Source organism: Pseudomonas sp. MYb541, assembly GCF_037479595.1.
Taxonomy (GTDB): Bacteria; Pseudomonadota; Gammaproteobacteria; order Pseudomonadales; family Pseudomonadaceae; genus Aquipseudomonas; species Aquipseudomonas canadensis.
The window spans coordinates 105,995-130,266 of record NZ_JBBGYS010000013.1 but is presented as its reverse complement, the minus strand read 5'-3'; the positions used below and the strand labels follow the sequence as shown (position 1 = coordinate 130,266).

The 24,272-nt window shown below is 61.4% G+C and carries 20 protein-coding genes and 1 pseudogene; 6 read left to right on the top strand and 15 right to left on the bottom strand.

Annotation, left to right across the window (positions count from 1 at the left end; genetic code table 11):
- The 8 genes from WH299_RS10660 to WH299_RS10625 all read right to left on the bottom strand — a co-directional run.
- On the bottom strand, positions 1-1,346 hold a 1,346-nt coding region (locus WH299_RS10660; RefSeq protein ID WP_339550241.1), incomplete at its 3' end, for an LLM class flavin-dependent oxidoreductase.
- Positions 1,346-2,539: an SfnB family sulfur acquisition oxidoreductase gene (locus WH299_RS10655; protein ID WP_028615288.1), complete on the bottom strand. Its 1,194-nt coding sequence runs from the start codon at positions 2,537-2,539 to the stop codon at positions 1,346-1,348. The genes WH299_RS10655 and WH299_RS10660, both read right to left, overlap by 1 nt.
- A 24-nt stretch (positions 2,540-2,563) precedes the next feature.
- Positions 2,564-3,805 carry an SfnB family sulfur acquisition oxidoreductase gene (locus WH299_RS10650; RefSeq protein ID WP_122730300.1) on the bottom strand — a complete coding sequence of 414 codons (1,242 nt, stop codon included), beginning with the start codon at positions 3,803-3,805 and terminating at the stop codon, positions 2,564-2,566.
- Between the two features lie 187 nt (positions 3,806-3,992).
- Complete coding sequence (locus WH299_RS10645; RefSeq protein ID WP_122730302.1) at positions 3,993-4,757, bottom strand: hypothetical protein; 765 nt, start codon at positions 4,755-4,757, stop codon at positions 3,993-3,995.
- A gap of 371 nt (positions 4,758-5,128) precedes the next feature.
- A complete protein-coding gene (gene tcyN / locus WH299_RS10640) occupies positions 5,129-5,875 on the bottom strand; it encodes an L-cystine ABC transporter ATP-binding protein TcyN (RefSeq protein ID WP_016974987.1) in 747 nt (248 codons plus the stop codon).
- A 3-nt stretch (positions 5,876-5,878) separates the two neighbouring features.
- Positions 5,879-6,544: a cystine ABC transporter permease gene (tcyL, locus tag WH299_RS10635; protein ID WP_339550239.1), complete on the bottom strand. Its 666-nt coding sequence runs from the start codon at positions 6,542-6,544 to the stop codon at positions 5,879-5,881.
- The gene (gene tcyJ, locus WH299_RS10630) at positions 6,544-7,338 is read right to left on the bottom strand and encodes a cystine ABC transporter substrate-binding protein (protein WP_339550238.1); all 795 of its coding nucleotides are present in this window, start codon (positions 7,336-7,338) and stop codon (positions 6,544-6,546) included. Before tcyJ ends, tcyL begins: the two co-directional genes overlap by 1 nt.
- 282 nt (positions 7,339-7,620) lie before the next feature.
- Positions 7,621-8,616: a D-cysteine desulfhydrase gene (locus WH299_RS10625; protein WP_126569757.1), complete on the bottom strand. Its 996-nt coding sequence runs from the start codon at positions 8,614-8,616 to the stop codon at positions 7,621-7,623.
- Between the two features lie 164 nt (positions 8,617-8,780).
- Between WH299_RS10625 and epsC the strand changes: the two genes are divergently transcribed.
- From epsC to mgrA, 5 genes and pseudogenes are all read left to right on the top strand, one after another.
- A complete protein-coding gene (gene epsC / locus WH299_RS10620; protein ID WP_028615293.1) occupies positions 8,781-9,707 on the top strand; it encodes a serine O-acetyltransferase EpsC in 927 nt (308 codons plus the stop codon).
- Between the two features lie 307 nt (positions 9,708-10,014).
- Positions 10,015-11,976: a choline transporter BetT gene (gene betT, locus WH299_RS10615; protein WP_162834914.1), complete on the top strand. Its 1,962-nt coding sequence runs from the start codon at positions 10,015-10,017 to the stop codon at positions 11,974-11,976.
- A 39-nt stretch (positions 11,977-12,015) separates the two neighbouring features.
- A pseudogene (locus tag WH299_RS10610) lies at positions 12,016-12,108 on the top strand (LysR family transcriptional regulator); the annotation flags it as partial.
- 161 nt (positions 12,109-12,269) lie between these two features.
- Entirely contained in the window at positions 12,270-13,598 is a 1,329-nt protein-coding gene (locus WH299_RS10605) for an OprD family outer membrane porin (RefSeq protein WP_339550242.1), read from the top strand.
- A 108-nt stretch (positions 13,599-13,706) separates the two neighbouring features.
- Complete coding sequence (gene mgrA, locus WH299_RS10600; RefSeq protein WP_123475334.1) at positions 13,707-14,744, top strand: L-glyceraldehyde 3-phosphate reductase; 1,038 nt, start codon at positions 13,707-13,709, stop codon at positions 14,742-14,744.
- A 132-nt stretch (positions 14,745-14,876) separates the two neighbouring features.
- On the opposite strand, the gene tauD is transcribed toward mgrA, so the two are convergent.
- The 7 genes from tauD to WH299_RS10565 all read right to left on the bottom strand — a co-directional run bounded on the left by tauD (position 14,877) and on the right by WH299_RS10565 (position 23,080).
- Positions 14,877-15,713, bottom strand: a complete 837-nt coding sequence (tauD, locus tag WH299_RS10595; protein ID WP_323623259.1) for a taurine dioxygenase — start codon at positions 15,711-15,713, stop codon at positions 14,877-14,879.
- 11 nt (positions 15,714-15,724) lie between these two features.
- Complete coding sequence (tauC, locus tag WH299_RS10590; protein ID WP_126569754.1) at positions 15,725-16,561, bottom strand: taurine ABC transporter permease TauC; 837 nt, start codon at positions 16,559-16,561, stop codon at positions 15,725-15,727.
- Positions 16,558-17,337 (bottom strand): taurine ABC transporter ATP-binding subunit, encoded by a 780-nt coding sequence (gene tauB, locus WH299_RS10585; RefSeq protein WP_017254560.1) that lies wholly within the window; start codon positions 17,335-17,337, stop codon positions 16,558-16,560. Before tauB ends, tauC begins: the two co-directional genes overlap by 4 nt.
- Positions 17,338-17,353: 16 nt before the next feature.
- Positions 17,354-18,331 carry a taurine ABC transporter substrate-binding protein gene (tauA, locus tag WH299_RS10580; protein ID WP_339550236.1) on the bottom strand — a complete coding sequence of 326 codons (978 nt, stop codon included), beginning with the start codon at positions 18,329-18,331 and terminating at the stop codon, positions 17,354-17,356.
- 243 nt (positions 18,332-18,574) lie between these two features.
- Positions 18,575-20,158: a glutamate--cysteine ligase gene (gene gshA / locus WH299_RS10575; protein WP_339496625.1), complete on the bottom strand. Its 1,584-nt coding sequence runs from the start codon at positions 20,156-20,158 to the stop codon at positions 18,575-18,577.
- 214 nt (positions 20,159-20,372) lie between these two features.
- Positions 20,373-20,756, bottom strand: coding sequence for a PaaI family thioesterase (locus WH299_RS10570; protein ID WP_016979039.1), 384 nt, complete (start codon positions 20,754-20,756; stop codon positions 20,373-20,375).
- On the bottom strand, positions 20,756-23,080 hold the full coding sequence (locus tag WH299_RS10565) for a Tex family protein (RefSeq protein ID WP_323623255.1): 2,325 nt from the start codon (positions 23,078-23,080) through the stop codon (positions 20,756-20,758). The genes WH299_RS10570 and WH299_RS10565 overlap by 1 nt, the downstream gene beginning before the upstream one ends.
- 356 nt (positions 23,081-23,436) lie before the next feature.
- Between WH299_RS10565 and ompR the strand changes: the two genes are divergently transcribed.
- Entirely contained in the window at positions 23,437-24,177 is a 741-nt protein-coding gene (gene ompR, locus WH299_RS10560) for an osmolarity response regulator transcription factor OmpR (protein WP_016979041.1), read from the top strand.
- Positions 24,178-24,272 lie beyond the last annotated feature (95 nt).

The following is a 24,272-nucleotide window of genomic DNA, read 5'->3' as shown; positions in this document are numbered from 1 at the left end:
CGGTAGGTGGATCCGGTGTGTTGTTCGGGCAGGCGAGCCGTGCCGTGAAAGACTTTTTCCCTCAGCGTGCCGGTCTCATAGGCGGTCTTGTACGAGCCACGGCGCTGCAACTCCGGCACCACCAGGTCGATGAAGTCCACGTAGCTTTCCGGTGTGACGATGCGCGTGAGGTTGAAGCCGTCCAGGCCGGTTTCGCTGATCCAGGATTCCAGCTCGTCGGCGACCTGCTCTGGTGAGCCGACCAAGGTGATGTAGCGGCCACCGAGGGCGTGCTGTTCCAGCAACTTGCGCCGGGTCCAGTCGTTGTTCTGCAGGTTCTTGGTGGCCGATTGGATCGCGTTGCTTTTCACGTACTGGATCGGTTCGTCCAGCTCGTACTGGGCGAAATCAATCGCAGTAGACGCCGAGAAATGCGCCACGCCCGCCTCCGGACTGGCGTAGCTCAGGTACTCGGCGTGCTTCTCCCAGGCCAGCGCTTCGGTGGCGCCCACGATCACGTTGAGGCCCATGAACACCTTGATGTCATCCGGGTTGCGTCCGGCTTGCAGGGCGCTGGCGCGTACCTTGTCCACTTGGACCTTGGTCGCTGCCTGGTTCTGCCCGCTGATAAACACGCACTCGGCATGCCGGCCGGCGAACAGCAATCCCCGATCCGAACTGCCGGCCTGGAACAGCACTGGCGTACGTTGCGGCGAGGGCTCGCACAGGTGATAACCCTCCACCTGGTAGAACTCGCCGTGGTGCTCGACCTTGTGCACTTTGCCGGGCTGCGCATACACCCGCGCCTGCGGATCGTTGAGCACCGCGCCGTCTTCCCAGCTGCTTTCCCAGAGCTTGTACAGCACCTCCAGGTACTCGTCGGCTTGGTCGTAGCGACGGTCATGCTCGACCTGCTCGGTCAGGCCCATGGCCTTGGCGGCGCTGTCGAGGTAGCCGGTGACGATGTTCCAGCCGACCCGGCCACGGCTCAGGTGATCCAGCGTGGACATGCGCCGGGCGAACAGATACGGCGGCTCGTAGGTGAGGTTGGCGGTGAGGCCGAAGCCGAGGTTTTGGGTGACGGCCGCCATGGCCGAGACCAACAGCAACGGGTCATTCACCGGCAACTGGATCGACTCTTTGAGCGGTACGTCTATCGAGTTCTGATAAACGTCATACACGCCGACGATATCGGCGATGAATAAACCATCGAACAGCCCGCGTTCCAGCGTCTTGGCCAGCTCGGTCCAGTACTCAATGGTCTTGTATTGGGTGGACGTGTCCCGTGGATGGGTCCACAGGCCGTGGTTGATGTGCCCGATGCAGTTCATGTTGAAGGCATTGAGCAGGATTTTCTTCTTAGCCATCAGATGGTCCCCCGCAGCGGTGGGTTTTCATCGTTGAGGTAGTAATTACCCACCGCGTGGTACTTCCAACGCACCGGGTCGTGCAGGGTGTGCACGCGGGCGTTGCGCCAGTGGCGATCCAGACCGTGCTCGGCCAGGGTCGCCTGGCTGCCGGCGAGTTCGAACAAGGTGCTGCCGGCGGCCAGGGAAATTTCGGTACTCAAGGCGCGTACTTCAGCGACGGCGATCGAGGCGGCCGCAACCGTCTCGGCATTGCTGTCGGCCTGGGCGCGGTCGAGGAATTCACCCGAGCGCTCCAGCAGCGCCTCGGCGGCGTGCAGGCGGATGCTCAGGTGCCCGAAGCTTTTCAGGGTCAGAGGGTCTTCGGTGGCTTTGTCGTTGCCGGAGTCGATCCACGGGCGGGTCTTGGTGCGCACAAAGTGCAACGCATCCTCAAAGGCCGCACGCGCGATGCCTGTGTCGATGGCGGCGTGAAGGATCTGCGCCAGGGGGCCGACGGTTGTGGGGCGTTCAAAGGCGCTCTGGAACGGGATCACGTCTTGCGCGGCGACCCACACGTTGTCGAACACTACCGACCCGCTGCCGGTGGTGCGCTGGCCGAAGCCGCTCCAGTCGTCGATCACGCTCAGGCCTTCGCTATCGCGCGGCACAAAGGCGAGTTGCTGCACGCCCTGTTCATCCACTACCGACGTGGGGATGCGTTGCGCGTAGATCGCGCCGGTGGAGTAGAACTTGCGACCGCTGATACGGAAACCGTCACCGTCGCGGGTGATGGAGGTTACGCGGTCGTGAGCGGTCTTGGTGCCCAGTTCCGCCAGCGCGTTGCCGAAGCGTTGGCCGGCGAGGACTTCGGCGTAAAGGCGTTTTTGCTGCGCCGGGCTGCCGTTTACGCGCAGCACTTCCAATGCATAAAAATGGTTCTGAGGAATCTGGCCCAGGGAAGCATCCGCCTGGGCGATCAGTGCAATGACCTTGGCCAGGGTGACGTTGGACACACCCGCGCCACCGTACTCCTTGGGCACGCTGATACCCCACAGTCCGGAGCGCGAGAATACATCCAGCTCAGGCAGCGGCAGGCGGCGCTCGCGGTCGCGCTGGGCGCTGTCGCGGCGGAAGTCTTCGGCCAGGTCGCTGGCGACAATAAGGGCTTGTTCGTCGCTGGTGATAACCGCGACGTGAGTAGAGACAGTCATTGTGTTCTCCAGAGGTCTGGTCGGTTAAATCCAGGAGTGACGAGCCGGCAACGTGCCGTTCAGTCGATAGGCGCCGATGGCGTGATATTTCCAGCGCACCGGGTCGTGCAGGGTGTGCACGCGGGCGTTGCGCCAGTGGCGGTCGAGGTTGAATTCGGCGAGGGTCGCGCGGCTACCGGCCAGCTCGAAGAGTTTTTCGCTGACCAGCAGCGATACCTCGGTCGTCAGCACCTTGGCCTCGGCCACGGCAATCGACGCACGGGCCGCAGACTGCGCGGTGATCGGCGCAGCGCTGACCTGGTCCAGCACCTGGCCGGCCTTGCGCAGCAGGGCTTCGGCGGCGTGCAGTTCGATTTTCAGCTTGCCGATATCGGCGATCACATACAGGTCATCGCTGGCGCGTTCGACCTTGGCATCGATCCATGGGCGTGAGCGTTCACGTACGAAGGCGATGGTGTCATCCAGCGCGCCGCGTGCGATGCCGGCGTCGATGGCCGCCTGGATCAATTGGGATACGGCGCCCTGGATATTCGGGGTTTCGCCGATGCGCCAGTTTTCCACGACCAACTCGGCATCGACCGGCACCTGGTCCAGCAACACGGTGCCGCTGGCGGTGGTGCGTTGGCCAAAGCCGGACCAGTCATCGACGATGCGCAGGCCGTCGGCACCCCGACGCACGAAGGCCATGACCTGCTTGCCGTCATCGTTGAGTGCCTTGACGGCAACCCAGTGGGCGAAGAGCGCACCGGTGGAATAGAACTTTTGGCCGCTGATCACATAGCCGTCACCCTCAGCGGTGATGCGCGCCTTGAGTTCCAGGGTGTTTTTGGTGCCGCGTTCCGGGCCGCCATTGCCGATGCGCCAGCCGTCGAGGACGCTCTGGAACAGGTGTTTTTTCTGGCGATCGGTGGCGGCGCCCTGCAACAGGTGCAGGATGCCGAAATGGTTCTGCGGGATCTGCCCGAGGGCTGGGTCTGCCGCACTGATGATCGCGAACACATCGGCCAGGGTCACGAAAGACACCTGTGGGCCGCCGTATTCACGGGGAATGGAAATACTGCCCAACCCACTGCGGGTGAACTGTTCGATCTGTGCCCATGGCAGCTTGCGTTGCTGGTCGCGCTTGGCGGCTTGCAGGCGCGCAGCCTGGGCGAGTTCATGGGCAGCCTTCAGCGCCTCTGCATCGTTGCGCAGCACGGCGGCTGGCAACAGCAGGGGGGCAATGTCCAGATCGCTCTGGGGGGGTGTTTGAGCCAAGTTAGACATCAGCGCCGCTCCTTGGCTGCACGTAATGCCCTGGCGTTGTGCACCGGGGTAATCCTGACCATACCGACCTCGCATTCAATGAAATAAAAACAGAAAAATCAGCGATGTCCGGTGGTCCGGTGCATATACCCTAAGCGTGTTAAATATTTAAATAAACTAACTTTTGGGAATATGCATAGAAGGTCTGTCACCCAGGCTCGCAGGGCGATCCCAGTGGGCGCGGTTGATAGGTCAGCGCCGCCCCGGCCTGGCGGGGCGGCGCCTCGGCGGCAATGCGTAATGTCCGGGCGGGCGCCCAGCGTGAGTTATTGCCGACGCGATCCAGAATGCAGTACGTCACCTCCAACCGACAGTCGTCGCCGGCTTCGGTGATCATCGAGGAGGGCACCCATACCTGCACCGCCAGGCCGACCTCAAGGGCCTGGATCTTCGGCAGGTCCAGGCGCACATCGCCCCAGCGCAGGGTGATCGCATCGCCAGTGTCCATGTTCAGGTAGGGCGCGATGGTCAGCGGGATACCGCGCCGCACCTGGCTGGCGTTGACGCCGAAGCGGCGGATGGTGTCGGGCAACCCCACGGGGGCGAGGTTCTGGTTTTCGTCGCGGTACAGGGGCGAAGGCTGGCCGCCCGGGCAACAGGTCTTCACACGTACTCGCCTGACTGCAGAGCGGGCCGCGCAGTGGCCGACTTGCATCACCTGGTAATGCACCCGGGCCGGGCCATCCAGAACGAAACTCTCCGGCACCCGCAGGTGAGTGAACGCGCCGACCCTACAGGCGGTTATCCGACGCGAAGCGGCAAAACAGTTATTCCAGAACAGCTCAATCAAGTCGCCTTCGTCCATGCCGGGATAGGGTGCGATGTCGACCTGCAGGTGGGTGGCGGCCAGGGCATTGATGCCATCGCCGATGGCCTGGGGCAGTGTCGGGGCGGTGAGCAGGGGGTGTGTCATAAATAATCTCCTTGATGCAGCCAGCAGCAATCGCTCCGGCCCCTTGGCGCAGGCAAGCGCGGTGGGCCGAACAGAACGATTCAGTGAGTAGCCGGGATAGGATCCAATCCTCTGGGCGCTAGATAAGAGGGTTGGGCACGGAGCGTCAATGGCGGCAAAGGGCTAAACGGCGGGTTTGGAGATATTCAGAAGGGTCTGACTGGTGCGGGGATATTCGGGCGGATGCGGTGGGTGTGTTTTACCTGTTGGAACAGCGATTCCCGTGTAGGAGCTGGCTTGCCAGCGAAGAACGTCAACGATTACGCGGTCATCAGATTTACCGTGTTGTCTGGTCGTTTTTCGCTGGCAAGCCAGCGCCTGCAGGGGGGATGTCAGTGGGCGAGAAACTTGCTCAGGAACTGTTTGGTACGCTCTTCCTTGGGGTTGGCGAACAGTGCCTTGGCTTCGCCTTGCTCCACGATCACGCCCTTGTCGAAGAAGATCACCCGATTGGCTACGTCGCGGGCAAAGCTCATCTCGTGGGTGACGATCACCATAGTGCGGTTTTCTTCGGCGAGGCTGCGGATGGTTGCCAGCACTTCACCCACCAGTTCCGGGTCGAGGGCCGAGGTGGGTTCGTCGAACAGAATCACCTCCGGCTCCATGGCCAACGCACGGGCAATCGCCACGCGCTGTTGCTGGCCGCCCGACAGACGCCGGGGATACGCGTCCTCCTTGCCCGCCAGACCGACCCTGGCCAGCAGCTTGCGGCCGAGGGCGTCAGCCGCTTCCCGTGGCATCTTCTTGACCACGGTGGGCCCTTCGATGACGTTTTCCAGCGCAGTGCGGTGGGGGAACAGGTTGAAGCTCTGGAACACAAAGCCCACGTGCTGGCGCAGGCGCCGCACCAGGCTTGCCTGCTGGTTGATCGGCTTGCTGCTGTCGATCTCGATGTCACCCACCTTGATACGACCGCTGGTGGGTTGTTCGAGGAAATTCAGGCAGCGCAAGAAGGTGGTCTTGCCGGAACCGCTGGGGCCGATGATGGCGATGACTTCGCCTTCCTTGACCTCCAGGTCGATGCCGTTGAGCACCACCTGACCCTTGAATTGTTTGGTCAGTTTTTCAACCACGATCATGATTCAGGACTCCAGGTCATGCCGGTTGACCCGGTCTTCCAGACGATTCTGCAAATGCGCCAGGATGCTCGCCAAAATCCAGTAGATCAGGGCAGCGGAGAGATACATGGTGAAGATTTCGAAGGTCCGCGCCGACACCAGTTGCGCCTGGCGAAACAGCTCGGGCACCTGGATGGTGGCGGCCAGCGCCGTGTCCTTGACCAGCGAAATAAAGCTGTTGCCCAGCGGCGGCAGGGCTGTGCGCATCGCCTGCGGCAGGATGGCCCGGCGCAAGGTCTGCGCACGGGTCATGCCGATACTGGCGGCGGCTTCCCACTGGCCACGCTCGATGGAACCGATGGCGGCGCGCAGGATTTCACAGGCGTAGGCCGCCATGTTCAGCGAAAAGCCGATCATGGCCGCCGGGATCGGATCCAGCTCGATGCCCACTTGCGGCAAGCCGTAGTAGATCAAAAACAGCTGTACCAGCAAGGGCGTGCCGCGAAAGAACGACACGTAGACTCGGGCGAGCCAGCTCACCAGCTTGAAGCGCGACAACCGCATCAAGGCCAGGCCGAAGCCCAGCAGCAAGCCAAAAAACATCCCGCCGAGGCTGAGGATCACCGTGTAATACGCGCCCTTGAGCAGAAAGGGCGTGGAGTCCAGCGCGAGTTGGAAACCTGCTTCCATTATTGAGTGACGTCAGCGTTGAAGTACTTCTTGGACAGCTTCTTCAAGGTGCCATCGGCGCGCAGTTTGTCGAGAGCCTTGTTCACCGCATCGAGCAGTTCTGGCTCGCCTTTGCGCAGGGCAATACCGGCTTCCTGACGGGAGAAAGCGTCGCCGGCTGCGGCGGTATTTGGCGCTTTCTTGGCGTATTCCAGGGCGGCCAGGCGGTCGATCAGGATGGCGTCGATGCGGCCGATGCGCAGGTCCTGGAACTTGGTCGGGTCGTCGTTGTAAGTCTTGATGATGGCTTTAGGTTGGTTGTCCTTGAGCCATTGTTCGTAGTTGGTGCCCAGGCCCACACCGACTTTCTTGCCAGCCAGGTCGTCGGCGGTCTTGATCGCGTTAACGTTCTTCTTCAGGACCAGTGCCTGGATACCGGACACGGTGTAAGGCTTGGAGAAGTCGTACTTTTTCTTGCGCTCTTCAGAGATGGTCACTTGGTTGACCACGGCGTCCAGACGCTTGGATTCCAGGGCCGCGAGGATGCCATCCCATGGGGTAGCCTGCAGCTTGACCTTCACGCCCAGCTCCTTGGCCAGCGCTTCGGACAGCTCCACTTCGAAACCACTGAGCTTGCCGCTTTCATCGACGAAGCTGAACGGCGGGTAGGTGCCTTCCAGGCCGATCTTGATCTCGCCTGCTTTCTTGATGTTGTTCAGCTGTTCACCCGCGACCGCTTGGCCGATCAGGCCAGCCCCGAGTGCCAGGCCCAAAGTGCCCACCAGCAATGTGCGACGGAATACAGAAATAGTCATGAAGAGCCCCTGTGTTTTTTATGTTGAGCGAAGCAGGTGACGCAGTAGTCGTATCCTGCCCTAAAGCGCGTAGCGCGTCTTCGCCTACGGCGCGACTATAAAGCGGGTTTTTAAGACTTGAAAATAATATAAATGTGAATTGTTATTCGATTATTGAATATACGACCTATTTAATGTGGGAGCTGGCTTGCCTGCGATAGCGGTGCAAAGGTCAGCACATCTGTAGCTGACAGACCGCCATCGCAGGCAAGCCAGCTCCCACATTTTTTAGTCCGCGTTTATTCAATTGAATACCGAGTTGTAGGCAAACAATGCTGGCGCGCCGCCGGTATGCAGGAAAATGATGGGGCCGTCCTCAAACCGCTGGCGTCCGATACCGTCCAGCAACCCCGCCATGGCCTTGCCAGTGTAGACCGGGTCCAGCAGCAGGCCTTCCTGGCTCGCCAACAGCTTGACCGCCGCCAGGGTTCCGGCGTTTGGTTCGCCATAGCGCGGGCCGAAGTATTCGTCCCACAGAATCACCTTGAACGCCTCGGGGATCTCGACTCCCAGCAACTCGGCGGTGCGTTCGGCCAGGCCCTCTACTTTCGGACGCTGGGCTTCTTCAGTGCGTGAGACGGTGACGCCAATCACGGGCAGGTTTGGCAATACTTCGCTCAAGGCCAGCGCCAATCCACTGTGGGTTCCCGCACTGCCGGAGGCCAAGACCACGGCGGCGAATTCGATGCCACTGTCTTCGATCTGCCCGGCCAGCTCCAGCCCGGCGCGGACATAGCCGAGGGCGCCGAGGGGATTGGAGCCGCCAATAGGCACCAGGTACGGCTTCTTGCCGTTGCTGCGCAGGCGGTCGGCGAGGGCGTTGAGCTGGTCGTCGACGTTATCGAGGTTCTCCACCAACTCCACCTTGGCGTCGAACAGTTCCAGCAGCAGGCGGTTGCCGTTGCCCAGGTAATTGGGGTCTTGGGTGCCGGTGGGGTTTTCCAGCAGGGCGACGCAGCCCAGGCCGAGCTTGGCGGCCAGCGCGGCAGTCTGGCGTACATGGTTGGACTGGATCGCGCCGGCGGTCACCAGCGTGTCGGCGCCTTGGGCGATGGCATCGGCGGCGAGGTATTCGAGTTTGCGCAGCTTGTTGCCGCCCATGGCGAGCGGCGTGGTGTCGTCGCGCTTGACGTAGATATCCCTGCCCAACCAGGCCGACAGCCGCTCGAGTTTTTCCAGGGCAGTGACGCCGCCCAGCAGTTCCAGGCGGTTAAAACGGTCGAGCTGTTGTTTGATCATGGCTACGCACGGTTGATGACTATGAGGCGACTATAGGCAGGCACTTTTCATCGGGCAACCGCAATCGCTTATTCCGGATGGTTCTTAGTATCACACCATTGGTTCTTAAGGGCGGCCAGGGTGCATACCGTAAAGTGATGGGCATTTCGTCAGGAGTGAATACCGTGAGTGAGCGTTCCAGTCATTGGCAATTACAGACCATCGTCGGCCAACTGCGCAGTGCCCGGGACCAGTGGCGAACGCGCAATGGCCGCTTGAGTGGCGAGCATGGCGGGCGCGAGCTGCCGTCCCGCGAGGCTGTGGCGCAGATTCTCGAGTCGTTGTGCGGCGCACTGTTCCCCATGCGCCTGGGGCCGGTGGACCTGCGTGAAGAGAGTGAAGACTTCTACGTCGGCCACACCCTCGACGTCGCCTTGAATGCCTTGCTCGGCCAGGCCCGCCTGGAGCTACGCTACGCCGCACGCCAAGGCGCTAAAGATGACAGCGAAGTCGACGCGCTCGCCATCCGCCTGATCCAGGATTTCGCCCTGGCCCTGCCGTCGCTGCGCAGCCTGTTGGACACCGACGTATTGGCGGCCTACCACGGCGACCCGGCCGCGCGCAGCGTGGATGAAGTGCTGTTGTGCTACCCCGGCATCCTGGCGGTGATCCATCATCGGCTGGCCCACCACCTGTACCGCGCCGGGCTGCCGCTGTTGGCGCGGATCAGCGCAGAGATCGCCCACTCGGCCACCGGCATCGATATCCACCCCGGCGCACAAATCGGCCCAAGCTTCTTTATCGACCACGGGACCGGTGTGGTGATCGGCGAAACCGCGATCATCGGTGAGCGCGTGCGCATCTACCAAGCCGTAACGTTGGGCGCCAAACGCTTCCCGGCGGACGAAGACGGGCAGTTGCAGAAAGGCCACCCTCGTCACCCGATCGTCGAGGATGACGTGGTGATCTACGCCGGGGCGACGATCCTGGGGCGCATCACCATCGGCCAGGGTTCGACCATCGGCGGTAACGTGTGGCTGACCCGAAGCGTGCCGGCGGGGGCGAATATCACCCAGGCCAATCTGCAGCATGATGATGGCACGCAAAAATAAGTCGAACGCGGACCCACATGTTGGTGCGCGTTTCACGCCGAAATCGCTGAACGATTTGCCATCTCCATCCGTCATACCTTTCCTTGAGCTAGTGTAGGAATGACCTACCACTCAGCCCTGCAATTAGTCCCAAACCGCCTATCCATGTTTAACTTGAATGCTCGTTCAAGTTAAACCCGGTGGTTCGCTGCCCGCTCACAACAGGAGGCTTACCTTTGCTGAGTCCGTTATTGACAGCCACATCTCATACCCTCGGGGTGCATCGCTCATGAGTGCATCGTCCACCCCATCCAGCGGCCTGGTGCGCATGAATGCGCCGGTCTTCTACTTCGCCGCGACGTTTATCCTGCTGTTCGGCATCACTGTCATCGCTATCCCGCAACAGGCCGGTGCCTGGCTGCTGGCCGCGCAAAACTGGGCGGCCAACACGGTCGGCTGGTACTACATGCTGGCGATGACCCTGTATCTGGTCTTCGTGGTGGTCACCGCGTTATCGGGCTACGGCAAGATAAAACTCGGTGCCGACCACGACGAACCCGAATTCAGTTACCTGTCCTGGGCCGGCATGCTGTTCGCCGCCGGGATCAGCATCACGCTGTTTTTCTTCTGCGTCTCCGAGCCGCTGACGCACCTGGTGCAGCCGCCCCAGGGCGCGCCGATGAACGCCGACGCCGCGCGCCAGGCCATGCAGATCCTGTTTCTGCACTGGGGCCTACACGGTTGGGGTGTGTTCGCGTTTGTCGGCATGGCCCTGGCGTACTTCGCCTACCGGCATAACCTGCCGCTGGCACTGCGTTCGGCGCTGTACCCACTGATCGGCAAGCGCATCAACGGCCCTATCGGTTACGCGGTGGATGGCTTCGGCATCATTGCCACGGTGTTCGGCCTGGGCGCCGACATGGGCTTCGGCGTGTTGCACCTCAACTCCGGTCTCGACTATTTGTTCGGCATCGCCCATACCCAGTGGATCCAGGTGGGTTTGATCACGCTGATGATGGGCGCCGCGATCATCGTCGCCGTGGCCGGTGTCGATAAAGGCGTGCGCGTGATGTCCGACATCAACATGCTGCTGGCCTGTGCGCTGCTGCTGTTCGTGTTGTTCGCCGGGCCCACCCAGCACTTGCTCAATACCCTGATCCAGAACATTGGTGACTATCTGGGCGCCTTGCCGACCAAGAGTTTCGACGTGTACGCCTACGACAAACCCAGCGACTGGCTGGGCGGTTGGACGGTGTTCTACTGGGCCTGGTGGATCGCATGGTCGCCGTTCGTGGGCCTGTTTATCGCGCGTATTTCCCGTGGCCGCACCATCCGTGAGTTCGTGTTCGGCGTGCTGCTGATCCCGCTGGGTTTCACCCTGGCGTGGATGTCGATCTTCGGCAATAGCGCCATCGACCAGGTGCTCAACCACGGTATGGCCGCGCTCGGTCAGTCGGCCATCGATAACCCGTCGATGAGCCTTTACCTGCTGCTGGAAACCTACCCGTGGAGCAAAACCGTCATTGCGGTCACGGTGTTCATCAGCTTCGTGTTCTTCGTAACCTCCGCTGACTCGGGCACCGTGGTGCTGTCCACTCTCTCGTCCAAAGGCGGCAACGCTGATGAAGACGGGCCGAAATGGCTGCGGGTGTTCTGGGGCGCGATGACCGCGCTGGTCACCAGTGCCTTGCTGTTTGCCGGCAGCATCGACTCGCTCAAGTCGGCGGTGGTGCTGACCTCGCTGCCGTTCTCGATGATCCTGCTGCTGATGATGTGGGGGCTGCACAAGGCGTTCTATCTGGAGTCGCAAAAGCAGATCGCCCAGTTGCACTCATTGGCGCCGATTTCGACGGCGCGCAAAGGACGTGGCGGCTGGCGCCAGCGTTTGAGCCAGGCCGTGCACTTCCCGTCGCGAGACGAGGTGTACCGTTTCCTCGACTCGACGGTGCGCCCGGCAATCGAAGAAGTGACGGCGGTGTTTGTCGAGAAGGGTTTGAATGTCGTGACGCAACCTGACCCCGCCAACGACAGCGTCAGCCTGGAAATCGGCCATGGCGAGGAGCGTCCCTTCATCTATCAGGTGCAGATGCGCGGCTACTTCACGCCGTCATTTGCCCGTGGCGGGATGGGCTCCAAGGAGCTCAACAACCGTCGCTACTACCGGGCTGAAGTGCACTTGGCCGAGGGCAGCCAGGACTACGACCTGGTGGGCTACACCAAGGAACAGATCATCAACGACATCCTCGACCAGTACGAGCGCCACCTGCAGTTCCTGCATCTGGTGCGTTGAGGTCCAGGCCCTGATCACCAGCTCCGACATCAGGAGCTGGTGTCGGTGCTTTATCCGCACAACCGACATCTGTCGCCCAGGGTGCGAGTGTTCGTCGACGGGCTCGCCGAAATCTTCGAAAATGCCCGCTAACCCTTGTAGTTAAAGGGTTTCATGAATTTAATTTCATCCGTCTACATCGCGTTTTGACGCGCAACTGTCATCTGGCCACTGCGTAATTGTGTGAAGCGTTTGACGCTTTCATTTCAGAACAGTGACGGAGACCGGTAACAATGAAGACGTTGATAAGCCCCATGGTGGGTGCCGCCATGGCGAGCTTTATGCTGTCCGCCCACGCCGATTTTATCGATGACAGCCACGCCGATGTGACCCTGCTCAACCGCTACCTCAACCAGCAGGGGCGGGATGTGGTGAACAGCAATGCCAAGGCCCACAGCATTCGCGATTGGGGCCAGGGGTTCGAGTTCAACTTCAAGTCCGGCTACACCGAAGGCCCAGTGGGTTTTGGCCTGGACCTGCAGGCGTTCTACGGGTTGAAACTGGACTCCGGCGGCGACCTCAACGACAAGGATCACCAGGGCCGCTACCCCGGCAGCATGTTCCCGCTGGACAACGGCAAATCCGCCGACCAGTTCGGCGTGTTGAGCCCGACGTTCAAGATGCGCTTTGCCAAGGATGAGCTGCGTGTCGGCACGCTCTACGGCAACAACCCGATACTCGCCAACACCGACGGGCGTCTGTACCAGCAGACCAATACCGGTGTGCAACTGGCGTCCAAGGACCTCAGCGACTTCACCTTCACCGGCGGCGACATCTTCAAGACCAAGATCCGCAACGAAACCGGCGATCAGGGCATGATCACCGCCGGCGGCACCAAAGAGAGTGATCGCTTCCTGTTTGGCGGTGCGGATTACACCGGCATCCAGAACACCACGGTCAGCCTGTGGTATTCCAACCTTGAGGATTACTACCAGCAGTTCTTCCTCGGCGCCAAACGCCACGACGCGTTGTCCGTGGGCGCCATCGACACCGACGTGCGCGTGTTCCGTAGCCTCGGTGTGGGCGGCAACGCCGACGGTGACAAAGACTTCGCAGCGGCTGGCCTCTACGGTGACGGCACGGGCAAGGGCCGTATCAACCAGACCACCGCCAGCTTGCTTGAGAGCTACAGCCTCGACGGTCATACCGTCGGCCTGGGTATCCAGAAGAACAGCGGCGACAGCGACTTCCCCTACCTTGATTCCGGCCTGAACAGCGGCGACAACCGCCAGGGCCCAGGCTCAGGCGCCGACACCCCGGCGCTGACCAACATGCAGTTGAATAAATTTCAACACGCCGGTGAGCGCACTTGGCTTGCGCAGTACAAGTATGACTTCGGTAAGCTTGGCCTCACGGGCCTGACGTTCTCAGCCGCCTATGCCCACGGCGATGACATCCGCACGGCGCAAGGCACCACCAGCGAATGGGAACGTAACGTCGCCGTGGCTTATCAAGTGCCCACCGGTACCCTCAAAGGCCTGGGTGTGACCTGGAAAAACGCCCACGCCAGCCCCGACATCAGCGGTGCCACCGTGCAAGATGAAAACCGCTTCTATGTGAGTTATGTCGTTCCACTCTGGTAGGCAATTGCTGTAGAACGGAACGGCAGACTTAAGCGATTCAGCTGGTTAAAAGGCCTGGGAATAACCTTATTCCCGGGCCTTATTTGCCGACGTCCAAGAGAGGATTCGATGACTTACATTGCTGCCGAAAACCGCTATGAATCTATTCCGTACCGCCGTGTAGGCCGCAGTGGATTAGTGCTGCCTGCACTGTCCCTGGGCCTGTGGCACAACTTTGGCGACAGCACCCCGATCGACACTCAGCGCGCCCTGCTGCGCACCGCGTTTGACCTGGGCATCAACCACTTCGACCTGGCCAACAACTACGGCCCGCCCTACGGCAGCGCCGAGATCAACTTCGGCCGTTTACTGCGCGAAGACTTCAAGCACTATCGCGACGAACTGATCATCTCCAGCAAGGCGGGTTGGGACATGTGGCCCGGTCCCTATGGCCAGGGCGGCGGCTCGCGCAAGTACGTGCTGGCCAGCCTGGACCAGAGCCTGCAACGCCTGGGCGTCGACTACGTGGACATCTTCTACTCCCACCGTTTTGACGCCGACACCCCCCTGGAAGAAACCGCCAGCGCCCTCGCCACCGCGGTCCAACAAGGCAAGGCGTTGTACATCGGCATCTCGTCCTACTCGGGCGTGAAAACCCGCGAAATCGCCGCGCTGCTCCAAGAGTGGAAAGTACCGCTGCTGATTCACCAGCCGGCCTACAACCTACTCAACCGCTGGGTGGAAAAAGACCTGCTGGACACCACCGAAGAGCTCGGCGCCGGCGTGATCGCGTTCACGCCACTGGCCCAGGGCCTGCTGACTGACAAGTACCTCAACGGCGTACCGGCGGATGCGCGAGTGAATCGTCCGGGCGGTGGTTCGTTGCAGGCCAAGCACCTGTCCGAAGCCAACATCGCCCACGTGCGCGCGCTGAATGAAATCGCCCAGCGTCGTGGCCAGAGCCTGGCGCAATTGGCGTTGGCCTGGACCCTGCGTGATCCACGGGTGACCAGTGCGCTGATCGGTGCGAGCCGGCCGGAGCAGATTATCGAGAACGTTGGTGCGTTGAAGAACTTGAGCTTCAGCGCTGAGGAATTGGCAGAGATTGATCGATTTGCCCAGGAAGGCGGGATCAACCTGTGGGAAAAGCCATCCACGGCTGAATAACCTGGCGTAACCCGGTCAATGTGGGAGCCGGGCTTGCCCGCGATAGCGGTGTGTCAGTCAATGAATTTGTTGCTGACTCACCGCTATTGCAGGCAAGCCAGCTCCCACATTGATTTTCAGCGTGTTTGAGAGCTAGAACGGGACGTCGCCCAAGATTGTCGCCCGATGCATCACCCGCCGCTGCGGCCGGTAATCATCCACCGCGTAGTGCTGGGTCACGCGGTTGTCCCAGAACGCTACGTCATTTTCCTGCCAGCGCCAGCGGATGGTGAACTCCGGGCGTGTCGCGTGGGCGAACAGCAGCTTCAGAATTGCCTCGCTCTCCGCCGGCTCAAGTTCATTGATCTTGGTGGTGAACCCATCACTGACAAACAGCGACTTGCGCCCACTCACCGGGTGCGTGCGCACCACCGGATGCGACAACGGCGGGTTCTTCCTGCGAGTCTCTTCCCAACGCGCCAGGTCTTCAGCGGTGTTGCCAAAGCGCTCCAGCGGAAATGACTTAGTGAAGTCGTGGGTCGCCGTCAGCCCATCGAGCAAGCGCTTCAACGGCTCGGACAACGCCTCATACGCCGCAATCCCACTGGCCCACAGCGTATCGCCGCCAAACGCCGGAAGCAGCTTGGCGCTGAGTACGGCGCCCAACGCCGGCGTCGGCAGGAAGGTTACGTCGGTGTGCCACACGGCGTTGTCGCGCACGTCGGTGACGGCGGTGTCGAGGATCAGCACTTCGGGCTGTTCCGGCACGTTGGGGTAGATCGGGTGGATATGCAGGTCACCAAAATTCGCCGCGAACCGTGCCTGCTGTTGCGGGTTGATCGGTTGATCACGGAAGAACAGCACCGAGTGCTTGAGCAACGCCTGTTCAATGGCATCGCGTTCTTCAATGTTCAACGGCCGAGTGATATCGACGCCACTGATCAGGGCGCCCAATGCGGTGCTGATGGGGGTAACGGTCAGGCTGCTCATGCGGTTCTCACTCAATGTGCCTGGCCATGCCAGGGCACCCATTTACGCTGCAGGGCACGCAGGCCCATTTCCATGGCAAAGGCGATCAGGGCGATGACGAGGATGCCCAGCACCACCACGTCAGTGACCAGGAACTGCGCCGCCGACTGCACCATGAACCCCAGGCCGCTGGTGGCCGCGATCAGCTCGGCGGCGACCAATGTCGACCAGCCCACGCCCAGGCCGATGCGCACGCCGGTGAGGATGTCGGGCAGGGCGCTCGGCAGGATCACATGCCGGATCAGCTGTGCGCGGGTAGCGCCCAACGACTGCGCCGCGCGCAGCTTGGCCGGGTCGACCGTGCGCACGCCAGTCGCGGTGGCGATGGCAATCGGCGCAAAAATCGCCAGGTAAATCAGCAGCACCTTGGACAGCTCGCCAATGCCGCACCAGATCACGATCAGCGGCAAGTAAGCCAGGGGAGGAATCGGGCGGTAGAACTCGATCAGCGGGTCGAGAATGCCACGGGCGATACGGTTGGAGCCGATGGCGATCCCTACCGGCACGGCGGTCAGCACCGCAAAACCCAGGCCCAGGCCGATACGGCTGAGGCTCGCGCCCAGGTGTTGCCACAGGGTGGAATCCATGTAGCCCGTGGTCGCCAGCAGCCAGCCTTTTTGCAGTACGGCGGACGGCGGTGGCAGGAACAGCGGTTCAATCAAACCGGTGGCGGTCACGGCCCACCAAATGACCAGCAAGGCGACCAGGGTCAGCAGGCTGATCCAGCGGGTGCTCAAGCTGCGTCGCAACGGGACAACTGCGTGCGCCACCGGCTTGGTGGCCGTGACGGGAAATTCGTAGCTGCTCATGCGGACACCTGCCGTTGGGAGAACACTTTGCCCAGCACGTGTTCGCGGGTTTCGATAAAGCGCGGGTCGGACTTGATCGCCCGCGCCGACTCACCGGCGGCGTAGCGTTGGCCGAAGTCCAGGCTCAGGCGTTCGACGATCTGGCCAGGGTTGGGCGCCAGCAGGATCAGGTCAGTGGCCAGGAAGACCGCTTCTTCGATGTCGTGGGTAATCAGGAACACCGGCTTGGCCGTGCGCCGCCAGACTTGCAGCAGCAGCTCCTGCATCTGTTCGCGGGTGAAGGCATCGAGGGCGCCGAAGGGTTCATCCATCAGCAACACGCGAGGGTCGGCCGCCAGCGCGCGGGCCAGGCCTACGCGTTGCTTCTGCCCACCGGAAAGTTGCCAGATACGGCGGCTGTCGAAACCGGCCAGGTCCACCAGCGCGAGCATTTCCCGAGCGCGCACTTCGCGTTGCGCCTTGGGCACACCGGCCAGCTCCAGGCCGAAGCCCACGTTGGCCAGCACATCCTGCCAGGGCAGCAAGGCGTCGTCCTGGAACACCACGCCGCGCTCGGCGCTCGGACCTTTGACCGGCACGCCGTCGAGGGTAATGCGCCCGGCGGACGGTTCGACAAAGCCGGCAATCAGGTTCAACAGCGAAGTCTTGCCACTGCCGGACGGGCCGAGGGCCACCAGCAATTGCTGGGGCCCCAGGTCGATTGAAATGTCTGACAGTACCGGTTCTGTGGCGCCTGGGTACTGTGCGCTGATGCGCTCCAGTTGTAGCAAGGCCATCGCAATGAACTCCTGATCAGTTAGTAATGAACTTGGCGCTGACGTAAGGGGTGTAGTCCGGCAGCACGGCGTCGACCTTGCCTTGCTCCTTGAGGAACGCGGCGGTATCGGTCACGGCCTTGGTGGTCGGCGCGCCCAGCAGGGTCACCTGGTCAGCGGCCAGCGGGTAGACGTTGCCTTGCAGCAGCAGGGGGATGTCGCTGGCCTTGGCGCCGGAGAGCTTCACCAGCTTGTCGACGTTGCCTTTGTCAGCGAGCCAGGCTTGTGGGTCTTTGCGGTAGGCGGCGTAGGCATCCAGCGTCACTTTGGCGAACGCCGTGACGATTTCCGGGTGCTTCTCGGCAAAATCCTTACGCACGATCCAGGCATCGAAGGTTGGCGCGCCGAACTTGGCCAGTTCGCCGGAGGTGATCAGCACCTTGCCGTTTTCCTTGGCCACGCCCAGGGCGGGGTCCCATACGTAGGTGGCGTCGATATCACCGCGCTTCCAGGCGGCGATGATGGCGGGTGGTGCGAGGTTGAGGATGGTTACTTTGGACGGGTCGATGTTCCAGTGTTTCAACGCGGCCAACAGGCTGTAATGGCCGGTGGACACGAATGGCACGGCGATTTTTTTGCCGATCAGGTCCTGCGGGCCGTTAATCCCCGCGCCGTTGCGCGCCACCAGCGCTTCGGCACCGCCGATCTGAGTGGCGACGAGGAAGGTTTCCACCGGCACTTTGCGGGTGATCGCGGCGGTCAGCGGGCTCGAACCGAGGTAGCCGATCTGCACATCGCCGGACGCGATGGCGGCGATGATGTCGGCGCCATTGTCGAATTTGCGCCAGTTGATCTTGGCGTTGGTGGCTTTTTCATAGGCGCCGTCGGCCTGGGCGACTTTGGCCGGGTCCACGGTGGTCTGGTAAGCGATGGTCACATCCGCCGCCTGGGCAAACAGGCTGGCACCGGCCAGGGACAATGCGGCCAAGAGGCGCAGAGGGGTAAGCAGTTTCAAGGGGAAGCTCCTCAATCAGGCGGCCGAGGGTCGGCGTGTGAGGAGACTAAATGATCTAAGAATCCGAAAATAAATAACATTTTCGAATTAGCTTATGAGAAGAAAAGTGGAATTCGTTCCTCAGGCTGAGGAGAGCAACTGTGGGAGCTGGCTTGCCTGCGATGCAGGCAACTCGGTATTCCAGATAGACCGAGTTGATGCTATCGCAGGCAAGCCAGCTCTCACAGGGGACCGCGTAAGGCTTTAGTTGCTGATGGCGAGGATGCTGGCCTGGTACGACCCGACAAACACATCAAAATCGCCCACTTCGTTCTGTTCCAACTCAGCTTGCTGCGCCAGCGAGGTCCGTGCCAGCTCCTCAAAGCGCGCCTGCTCTTCAGCCGGCAACGGCTCCTTACGGAAATGCTCGGCGTGCAACTGGCTCTGGTGCAGGGAGAATTGCGCAAAACTTTCCTTACGCTCGGCCATCGCCGCCAACACCTGGGCTGACGGGGTCAGGGACGAATCCTTGACCTTCGCCAGCTGAGCGTCCAGCGCCTGGCTGTGCTCGGTGATGCCGTGGCTCTCATCCAGCAAGGCGGCCAGTGGCGCAATCTGCTCCAGCAGTTCGGCAGCCCATTCCTTCATGTCCACAGGCTGGCCCTGACGCTGCAATTGCAGGCCGGGACGACGACCTTCCTTGACCACGCTGAGGAAGTTGGAGGTGGCGTTACCGCACTCGTTGTCGGCGAACAGCGGGCTGTCGTTCAACGCGCAGTACAGCAGGAAGGCGTCGAGGAAACGCGACTCCGGCAGGTCGATACCCATCGGCAGGAACGGGTTGATGTCCAGGCAGCGCACTTCGATGTACTGGATGCCACGGGCCATCAGCGCCTGGATCGGCCGTTCGCCGGTGTAAGTCACACGCTTGGGGCGGATGTTGGAGTAGTACTCGTTTTCGATCTGCAGGATGTTGGTGTTGAGCTGCACCCACTCACCGTCCTGATGCGTGCCGATTTCGACGTACGGCGCGTAGGGCGTTGCCACCGCTTCGCGCAGGCTGTCGGTGTAGCTGGCCAGGTCGTTGTAGCACGGCGTGAGGCCGGCCTGGGCGTTGCTCTGATAACCCAGGTCGCTCATGCGCAGGCTGGTGGCGTAAGGCAGGTACAGCGTGTCGGCGTCGAGCACTTCCAGTTGGTGCGAACGACCGCGCAGGAAACCGGCGTCCAGCGCTGGGGAGGCACCAAACAGGTACATCAACAGCCAGCTGTAGCGACGGAAATTACGGATCAACGCGATATAGGCGGTGGACTGGTAATCGCGGTCGGTGCCGACAAACCCTTCCGTCTCTTTGAGCAACGGCCACAGCGCTTCCGGCAACGAGAAGTTGTAGTGGATGCCAGCGATGCACTGCATGGTCTTGCCGTAACGCAGGGCCAGACCCTTGCGATACACGTACTTGAGCTGTCCGATATTGGACGTGCCGTAGTAGGCAATCGGAATATCTTCCTCGGCCGGCAACGGGCACGGCATCGAGGGGCTCCACAGGTATTCGCTGCCCAGCTTGGTGTAGGCAAAGCGATGGATCTTGTCCAGGCTGCTCAGGGTATCGGCTGGGTTGGGCAGGGCCGGAGTGATGAACTCCAGCAGCGATTCCGAGTAGTCGGTGGTGATCTGTTCGTGGGTCAACGCGGCGCCCAGGGCTTCAGGGTGCGGCGTTTGCGCCAGTCGACCCTCACCGGTGACACGCAGGCATTCGCGCTCGATGCCGTGCAAGCACTGCTCTAGCAGGGAGAGGTGTTCGCGCTTGCCGAGCAGGGCCAGGCGGCGGTTGAGAAGTTCGCTCAAGTTGGATTCCTTCACGCGTCAGTCGCCCCAATATGGGGGTGGGCAGGACGGTCTACAAGGGTGAAGTTAAAACTGGCGTGATCGCCTGGTTTAGAGTCGATTTAACCCGCTCTGAAAATGCCGACTTCACTCCATGAATTTGGCTACAGCGCAGCGAGAAAATTCCGACGCCGTGATTGCAGCGCCGAAATTAACTCAAATCGGGGGTGGGGAGCTATAGGACAGCGAAGGTGCCCTGCGCTTTTGCGACAAGTCTTTCGTCTTGATACACGTCTGCCTCGACCACCAACGTGCGGCGACCGGCATGAATCACCCGGCTGGTGCACAGCACGTCACCGTCAGACACGGCGCGGATATAGTTGATCTTGCACTCGATGGTCGCGCTCTGCTGGTCGAAACCATGGGAGCTGGAACACGCCAGCCCCATCGTAATGTCCACCAGGCTGAAAATCGCCCCGCCATGGAGCTTACCCGCGCGATTGCGCAGTTGCGGCTCCAGGGTCAGGGCCACCTCGGCAACGCCCTCTTCAAGGCGTTGCAGGCGGCAGCCGATCAGTTCGCTGAACGCGCTCTGGGTCAAACCGGCCGGGATTTCCATCAGCGTTTCTTCAACTGTTTGGCGTTGGCGAACAGCGAGGCCATGGCGTTGTTGCTTGGCGCTGCGGTGGCGGTTTCCTTGCGCGGTGCGTTGTTCTGCGACTGGCGCGGCGCCGAGCCCGGACGCGCGCCACGGGCACCGTCGATTTTCTCGCCGGGGGTGTCGCTCATGCGCATCGACAGGCCAACGCGTTTGCGCGGGATGTCGACTTCCATGACCTTGACCTTGACCACGTCACCGGCTTTCACCGCTTCACGCGGGTCCTTGATGAATTTCTCCGAAAGCGCGGAGATATGCACCAAACCGTCCTGATGCACGCCGATGTCCACAAAGGCGCCGAAGTTGGTCACGTTGGTGACCACGCCTTCGAGGATCATACCCAGCTCCAGATCCTTGAGGTCTTCGACGCCGTCCTGGAACTCGGCAGTCTTGAACTCGGGACGCGGGTCGCGGCCCGGTTTTTCCAACTCTTGCAGAATGTCGGTGATGGTCGGAACACCGAAGGTTTCGTCGGTGTACTTCTTTGGATCCAGGCGCTTGAGGAACGCGGCGTCGCCGATCAGCGAGCGGATATCGCGGTCGGTCTCGGCGGCGATGCGTTGCACCAACGGGTAGGCTTCCGGGTGGACTGCGGAGGAGTCCAGAGGATTGTCGCCGTTCATTACGCGTAGGAAGCCGGCGGCTTGTTCGAAGGTTTTCTCGCCCAGGCGTGCGACCTTTTTCAGCGCTGCACGGGTTTTGAACGCGCCGTTTTCGTCACGGTGGGTCACGATATTCTGTGCCAGGGTGGCGTTGAGGCCGGAAATACGTGCCAGCAATGCAACAGAGGCGGTATTCACGTCCACGCCCACGGCGTTTACGCAGTCTTCAACCACCGCGTCCAGGCCGCGCGCCAGTTTCAGCTGCGACACATCGTGCTGGTACTGGCCGACGCCGATGGATTTAGGGTCGATCTTCACCAGTTCGGCCAGTGGATCCTGCAGGCGACGGGCGATGGACACCGCGCCACGGATCGACACGTCGAGGTCCGGGAATTCCTTGGAAGCCAGTTCCGACGCCGAGTACACCGAAGCGCCGGCCTCGGAGACCATGACCTTAGTCATCTTCATGGCGGGATACTTTTTGATCAGTTCGGCGGCCAGCTTGTCGGTTTCACGGCTGGCGGTGCCGTTGCCGATGGCGATCAGGTCCACCGCGTGCTTGGCGCACAGGGCGGCCAGGATCGCGAGGGTCTGGTCCCATTTGTTGTGCGGCACATGCGGATACACCGTGGCGTGGTCCAACAGCTTGCCGGTGGAGTCGACCACGGCCACCTTGCAGCCAGTGCGCAGGCCCGGGTCAAGGCCCAGAGTGGCGCGCGGGCCGGCCGGGGCGGCCAGCAGCAGGTCGTGCAGGTTGTGGGCGAACACGTTGATCGCCTCGGTCTCGGCGCCGTCGCGCAGCTCGCCGAGCAGGTCGGTTTCCAGGTGGGTGTAGAGCTTGACCTTCCAGGTCCAGCGCACCACCTCACCAAGCCACTTGTCCGCAGGACGGTTCTGATTCTGGATGCCGAATTGTTGACCGATCATGCCTTCGCAGGGGTGCATGGTGCCCGGCAACTCGTCGCCGACCTTCAGCGCAGAGCTGAGAATGCCTTCGTTGCGACCACGGAAAATGGCGAGCGCACGGTGGGACGGCATGCTTTTCAGCGGTTCGTCGTGTTCGAAGTAATCGCGGAACTTGGCGCCTTCCTCCTCTTTGCCGGCGATGACGCGGGCACTGAGAATCGCTTCCTGCTTCAGGTAAGTACGCAGTTTTTCCAGCAGGCTGGCGTCTTCGGCGAAGCGCTCCATGAGGATGTACTTGGCGCCTTCGAGGGCGGCCTTGACGTCGGCAACGCCTTTTTCGGCATCGATGAAGCGGGCGGCTTCGGTGTCCGGAGTCAGCGATGGGTCGTTGAAGAGGGCGTCGGCCAGCTCGCCCAGGCCGGCTTCCAGGGCGATCTGGCCCTTGGTGCGGCGCTTCTGCTTGTACGGCAGGTAGAGGTCTTCGAGGCGGGTCTTGGTGTCGGCGAGCTTGATGTCGCGCTCAAGCTGTGGGGTCAGCTTGCCCTGTTCCTCGATGCTGGCGAGGATGCTGATGCGCCGTTCGTCGAGTTCTCGCAGGTAGCGCAGACGCTCTTCCAGGTGACGCAACTGGGTGTCGTCGAGGCTGCCGGTCACTTCTTTACGGTAACGGGCGATGAAAGGCACTGTGGAGCCTTCATCCAGTAGAGCGACGGCCGCTTCGACCTGTTGTGGGCGTACACCGAGTTCCTCGGCGATGCGGCTGTTGATGCTGTCCATAAAACCACCTGAAATTCTGAAAAGCAGCTCGCAGGCCCGGAAAACAAGGCCCTGGGAGGCTGGTTGAGCGGCCCGACTGGCGCCGCTGCCTGGGTCAAGAGGCAGCCTATTGACCCTCGAAATCGAAAAAATCACACAAGCGGGTAAAAAAAGCCTCGGCATCAAACGGTAACGATCGGACGTTGCCCTGCACGACGGCGCCGCATTATAACCAGCGTTCTGCCCTAGGGGGGGATTGCGCCAACGGTTGTACGGCGCGGGTTCGCTGGCAGTAGAGGAAAAATCTGCTAACAATGCACACGGTGCGTATAACGGCAGCTAGGCCATAATGCGCGCCGAGATAAGAGGAGCATCTAATGAGCAGCACTGCACAAACTGCTGAAGGCGAAAAAATTCTCATCGTTGATGACGATCCGGGGCTGAGTAGCCTGCTGGAGCGTTTTTTCAACTCCAAGGGCTACCGTGCCCGCGCGGTGCCGAACACCGAGCAGATGGACCGCCTGTTGGGGCGTGAGGTGTTCAACCTGGTCGTACTCGACCTGATGCTGCCCGGCGAAGACGGCCTGACCGCCTGCAAACGCCTGCGCGGCGCAAACAACCAGATTCCAATCATCATGCTCACCGCCAAGGGCGATGAGCTGAGCCGCATCAAGGGCCTTGAACTGGGCGCCGATGACTACCTGGCCAAGCCGTTCAACCCTGACGAACTGATGGCTCGGGTCAAAGCCGTACTGCGTCGCCAGGCACCGCCGGTTCCAGGTGCCCCAGGTAGCGAAGACGAGAGTGTCACCTTTGGCGACTACGAACTGTCGCTGGCGACCCGTGAGCTCAAGCGTGGCGATGAAGTACACATGCTCACTACCGGTGAATTCGCCGTGCTCAAGGCTCTGGTGATGAACGCTCGCCAGCCGCTGACCCGCGACAAGCTGATGAACCTGGCCCGTGGCCGGGAATGGGATGCGCTGGAGCGCTCCATCGACGTGCAGATCTCCCGTCTGCGTCGGATGATCGAGCCGGACCCGTCCAAGCCGCGGTATATCCAGACGGTGTGGGGCGTGGGTTATGTGTTTGTGCCGGACGGCAATAAAACCAGTTGATCGGTGATTTGCAGGGGCGGGCATCCTGGCGTTTGACTCCATAAGAGTCGGCGGGGTGTCCGGCGTCTGCAATTCTGCGAGCGCCGCTCGTTTCT

What these genes read in the sequence shown, in the direction of transcription:
- ompR (WP_016979041.1), top strand. Translation starts at nt 23,437, where the DNA reads ATGAGCAGCACTGCACAAACTGCTGAAGGCGAAAAAATTCTCATCGTT.
- tcyN (WP_016974987.1), bottom strand. Translation starts at nt 5,875, where the DNA reads ATGATCGTGGTTGAAAAACTGACCAAACAATTCAAGGGTCAGGTGGTG.
- WH299_RS10565 (WP_323623255.1), bottom strand. Translation starts at nt 23,080, where the DNA reads ATGGACAGCATCAACAGCCGCATCGCCGAGGAACTCGGTGTACGCCCA.
- tcyL (WP_339550239.1), bottom strand. Translation starts at nt 6,544, where the DNA reads ATGGAAGCAGGTTTCCAACTCGCGCTGGACTCCACGCCCTTTCTGCTC.
- WH299_RS10570 (WP_016979039.1), bottom strand. Translation starts at nt 20,756, where the DNA reads ATGGAAATCCCGGCCGGTTTGACCCAGAGCGCGTTCAGCGAACTGATC.
- WH299_RS10655 (WP_028615288.1), bottom strand. Translation starts at nt 2,539, where the DNA reads ATGACTGTCTCTACTCACGTCGCGGTTATCACCAGCGACGAACAAGCC.
- tauD (WP_323623259.1), bottom strand. Translation starts at nt 15,713, where the DNA reads ATGAGCAGCCTGACCGTTACCCCCATCAGCACCGCATTGGGCGCCCTG.
- mgrA (WP_123475334.1), top strand. Translation starts at nt 13,707, where the DNA reads ATGACTTACATTGCTGCCGAAAACCGCTATGAATCTATTCCGTACCGC.
- tauB (WP_017254560.1), bottom strand. Translation starts at nt 17,337, where the DNA reads ATGGCCTTGCTACAACTGGAGCGCATCAGCGCACAGTACCCAGGCGCC.
- WH299_RS10645 (WP_122730302.1), bottom strand. Translation starts at nt 4,757, where the DNA reads ATGACACACCCCCTGCTCACCGCCCCGACACTGCCCCAGGCCATCGGC.
- WH299_RS10650 (WP_122730300.1), bottom strand. Translation starts at nt 3,805, where the DNA reads ATGTCTAACTTGGCTCAAACACCCCCCCAGAGCGATCTGGACATTGCC.
- WH299_RS10625 (WP_126569757.1), bottom strand. Translation starts at nt 8,616, where the DNA reads ATGATCAAACAACAGCTCGACCGTTTTAACCGCCTGGAACTGCTGGGC.
- betT (WP_162834914.1), top strand. Translation starts at nt 10,015, where the DNA reads ATGAATGCGCCGGTCTTCTACTTCGCCGCGACGTTTATCCTGCTGTTC.
- tauC (WP_126569754.1), bottom strand. Translation starts at nt 16,561, where the DNA reads ATGAGCAGCTACGAATTTCCCGTCACGGCCACCAAGCCGGTGGCGCAC.
- WH299_RS10605 (WP_339550242.1), top strand. Translation starts at nt 12,270, where the DNA reads ATGGTGGGTGCCGCCATGGCGAGCTTTATGCTGTCCGCCCACGCCGAT.
- tcyJ (WP_339550238.1), bottom strand. Translation starts at nt 7,338, where the DNA reads ATGACTATTTCTGTATTCCGTCGCACATTGCTGGTGGGCACTTTGGGC.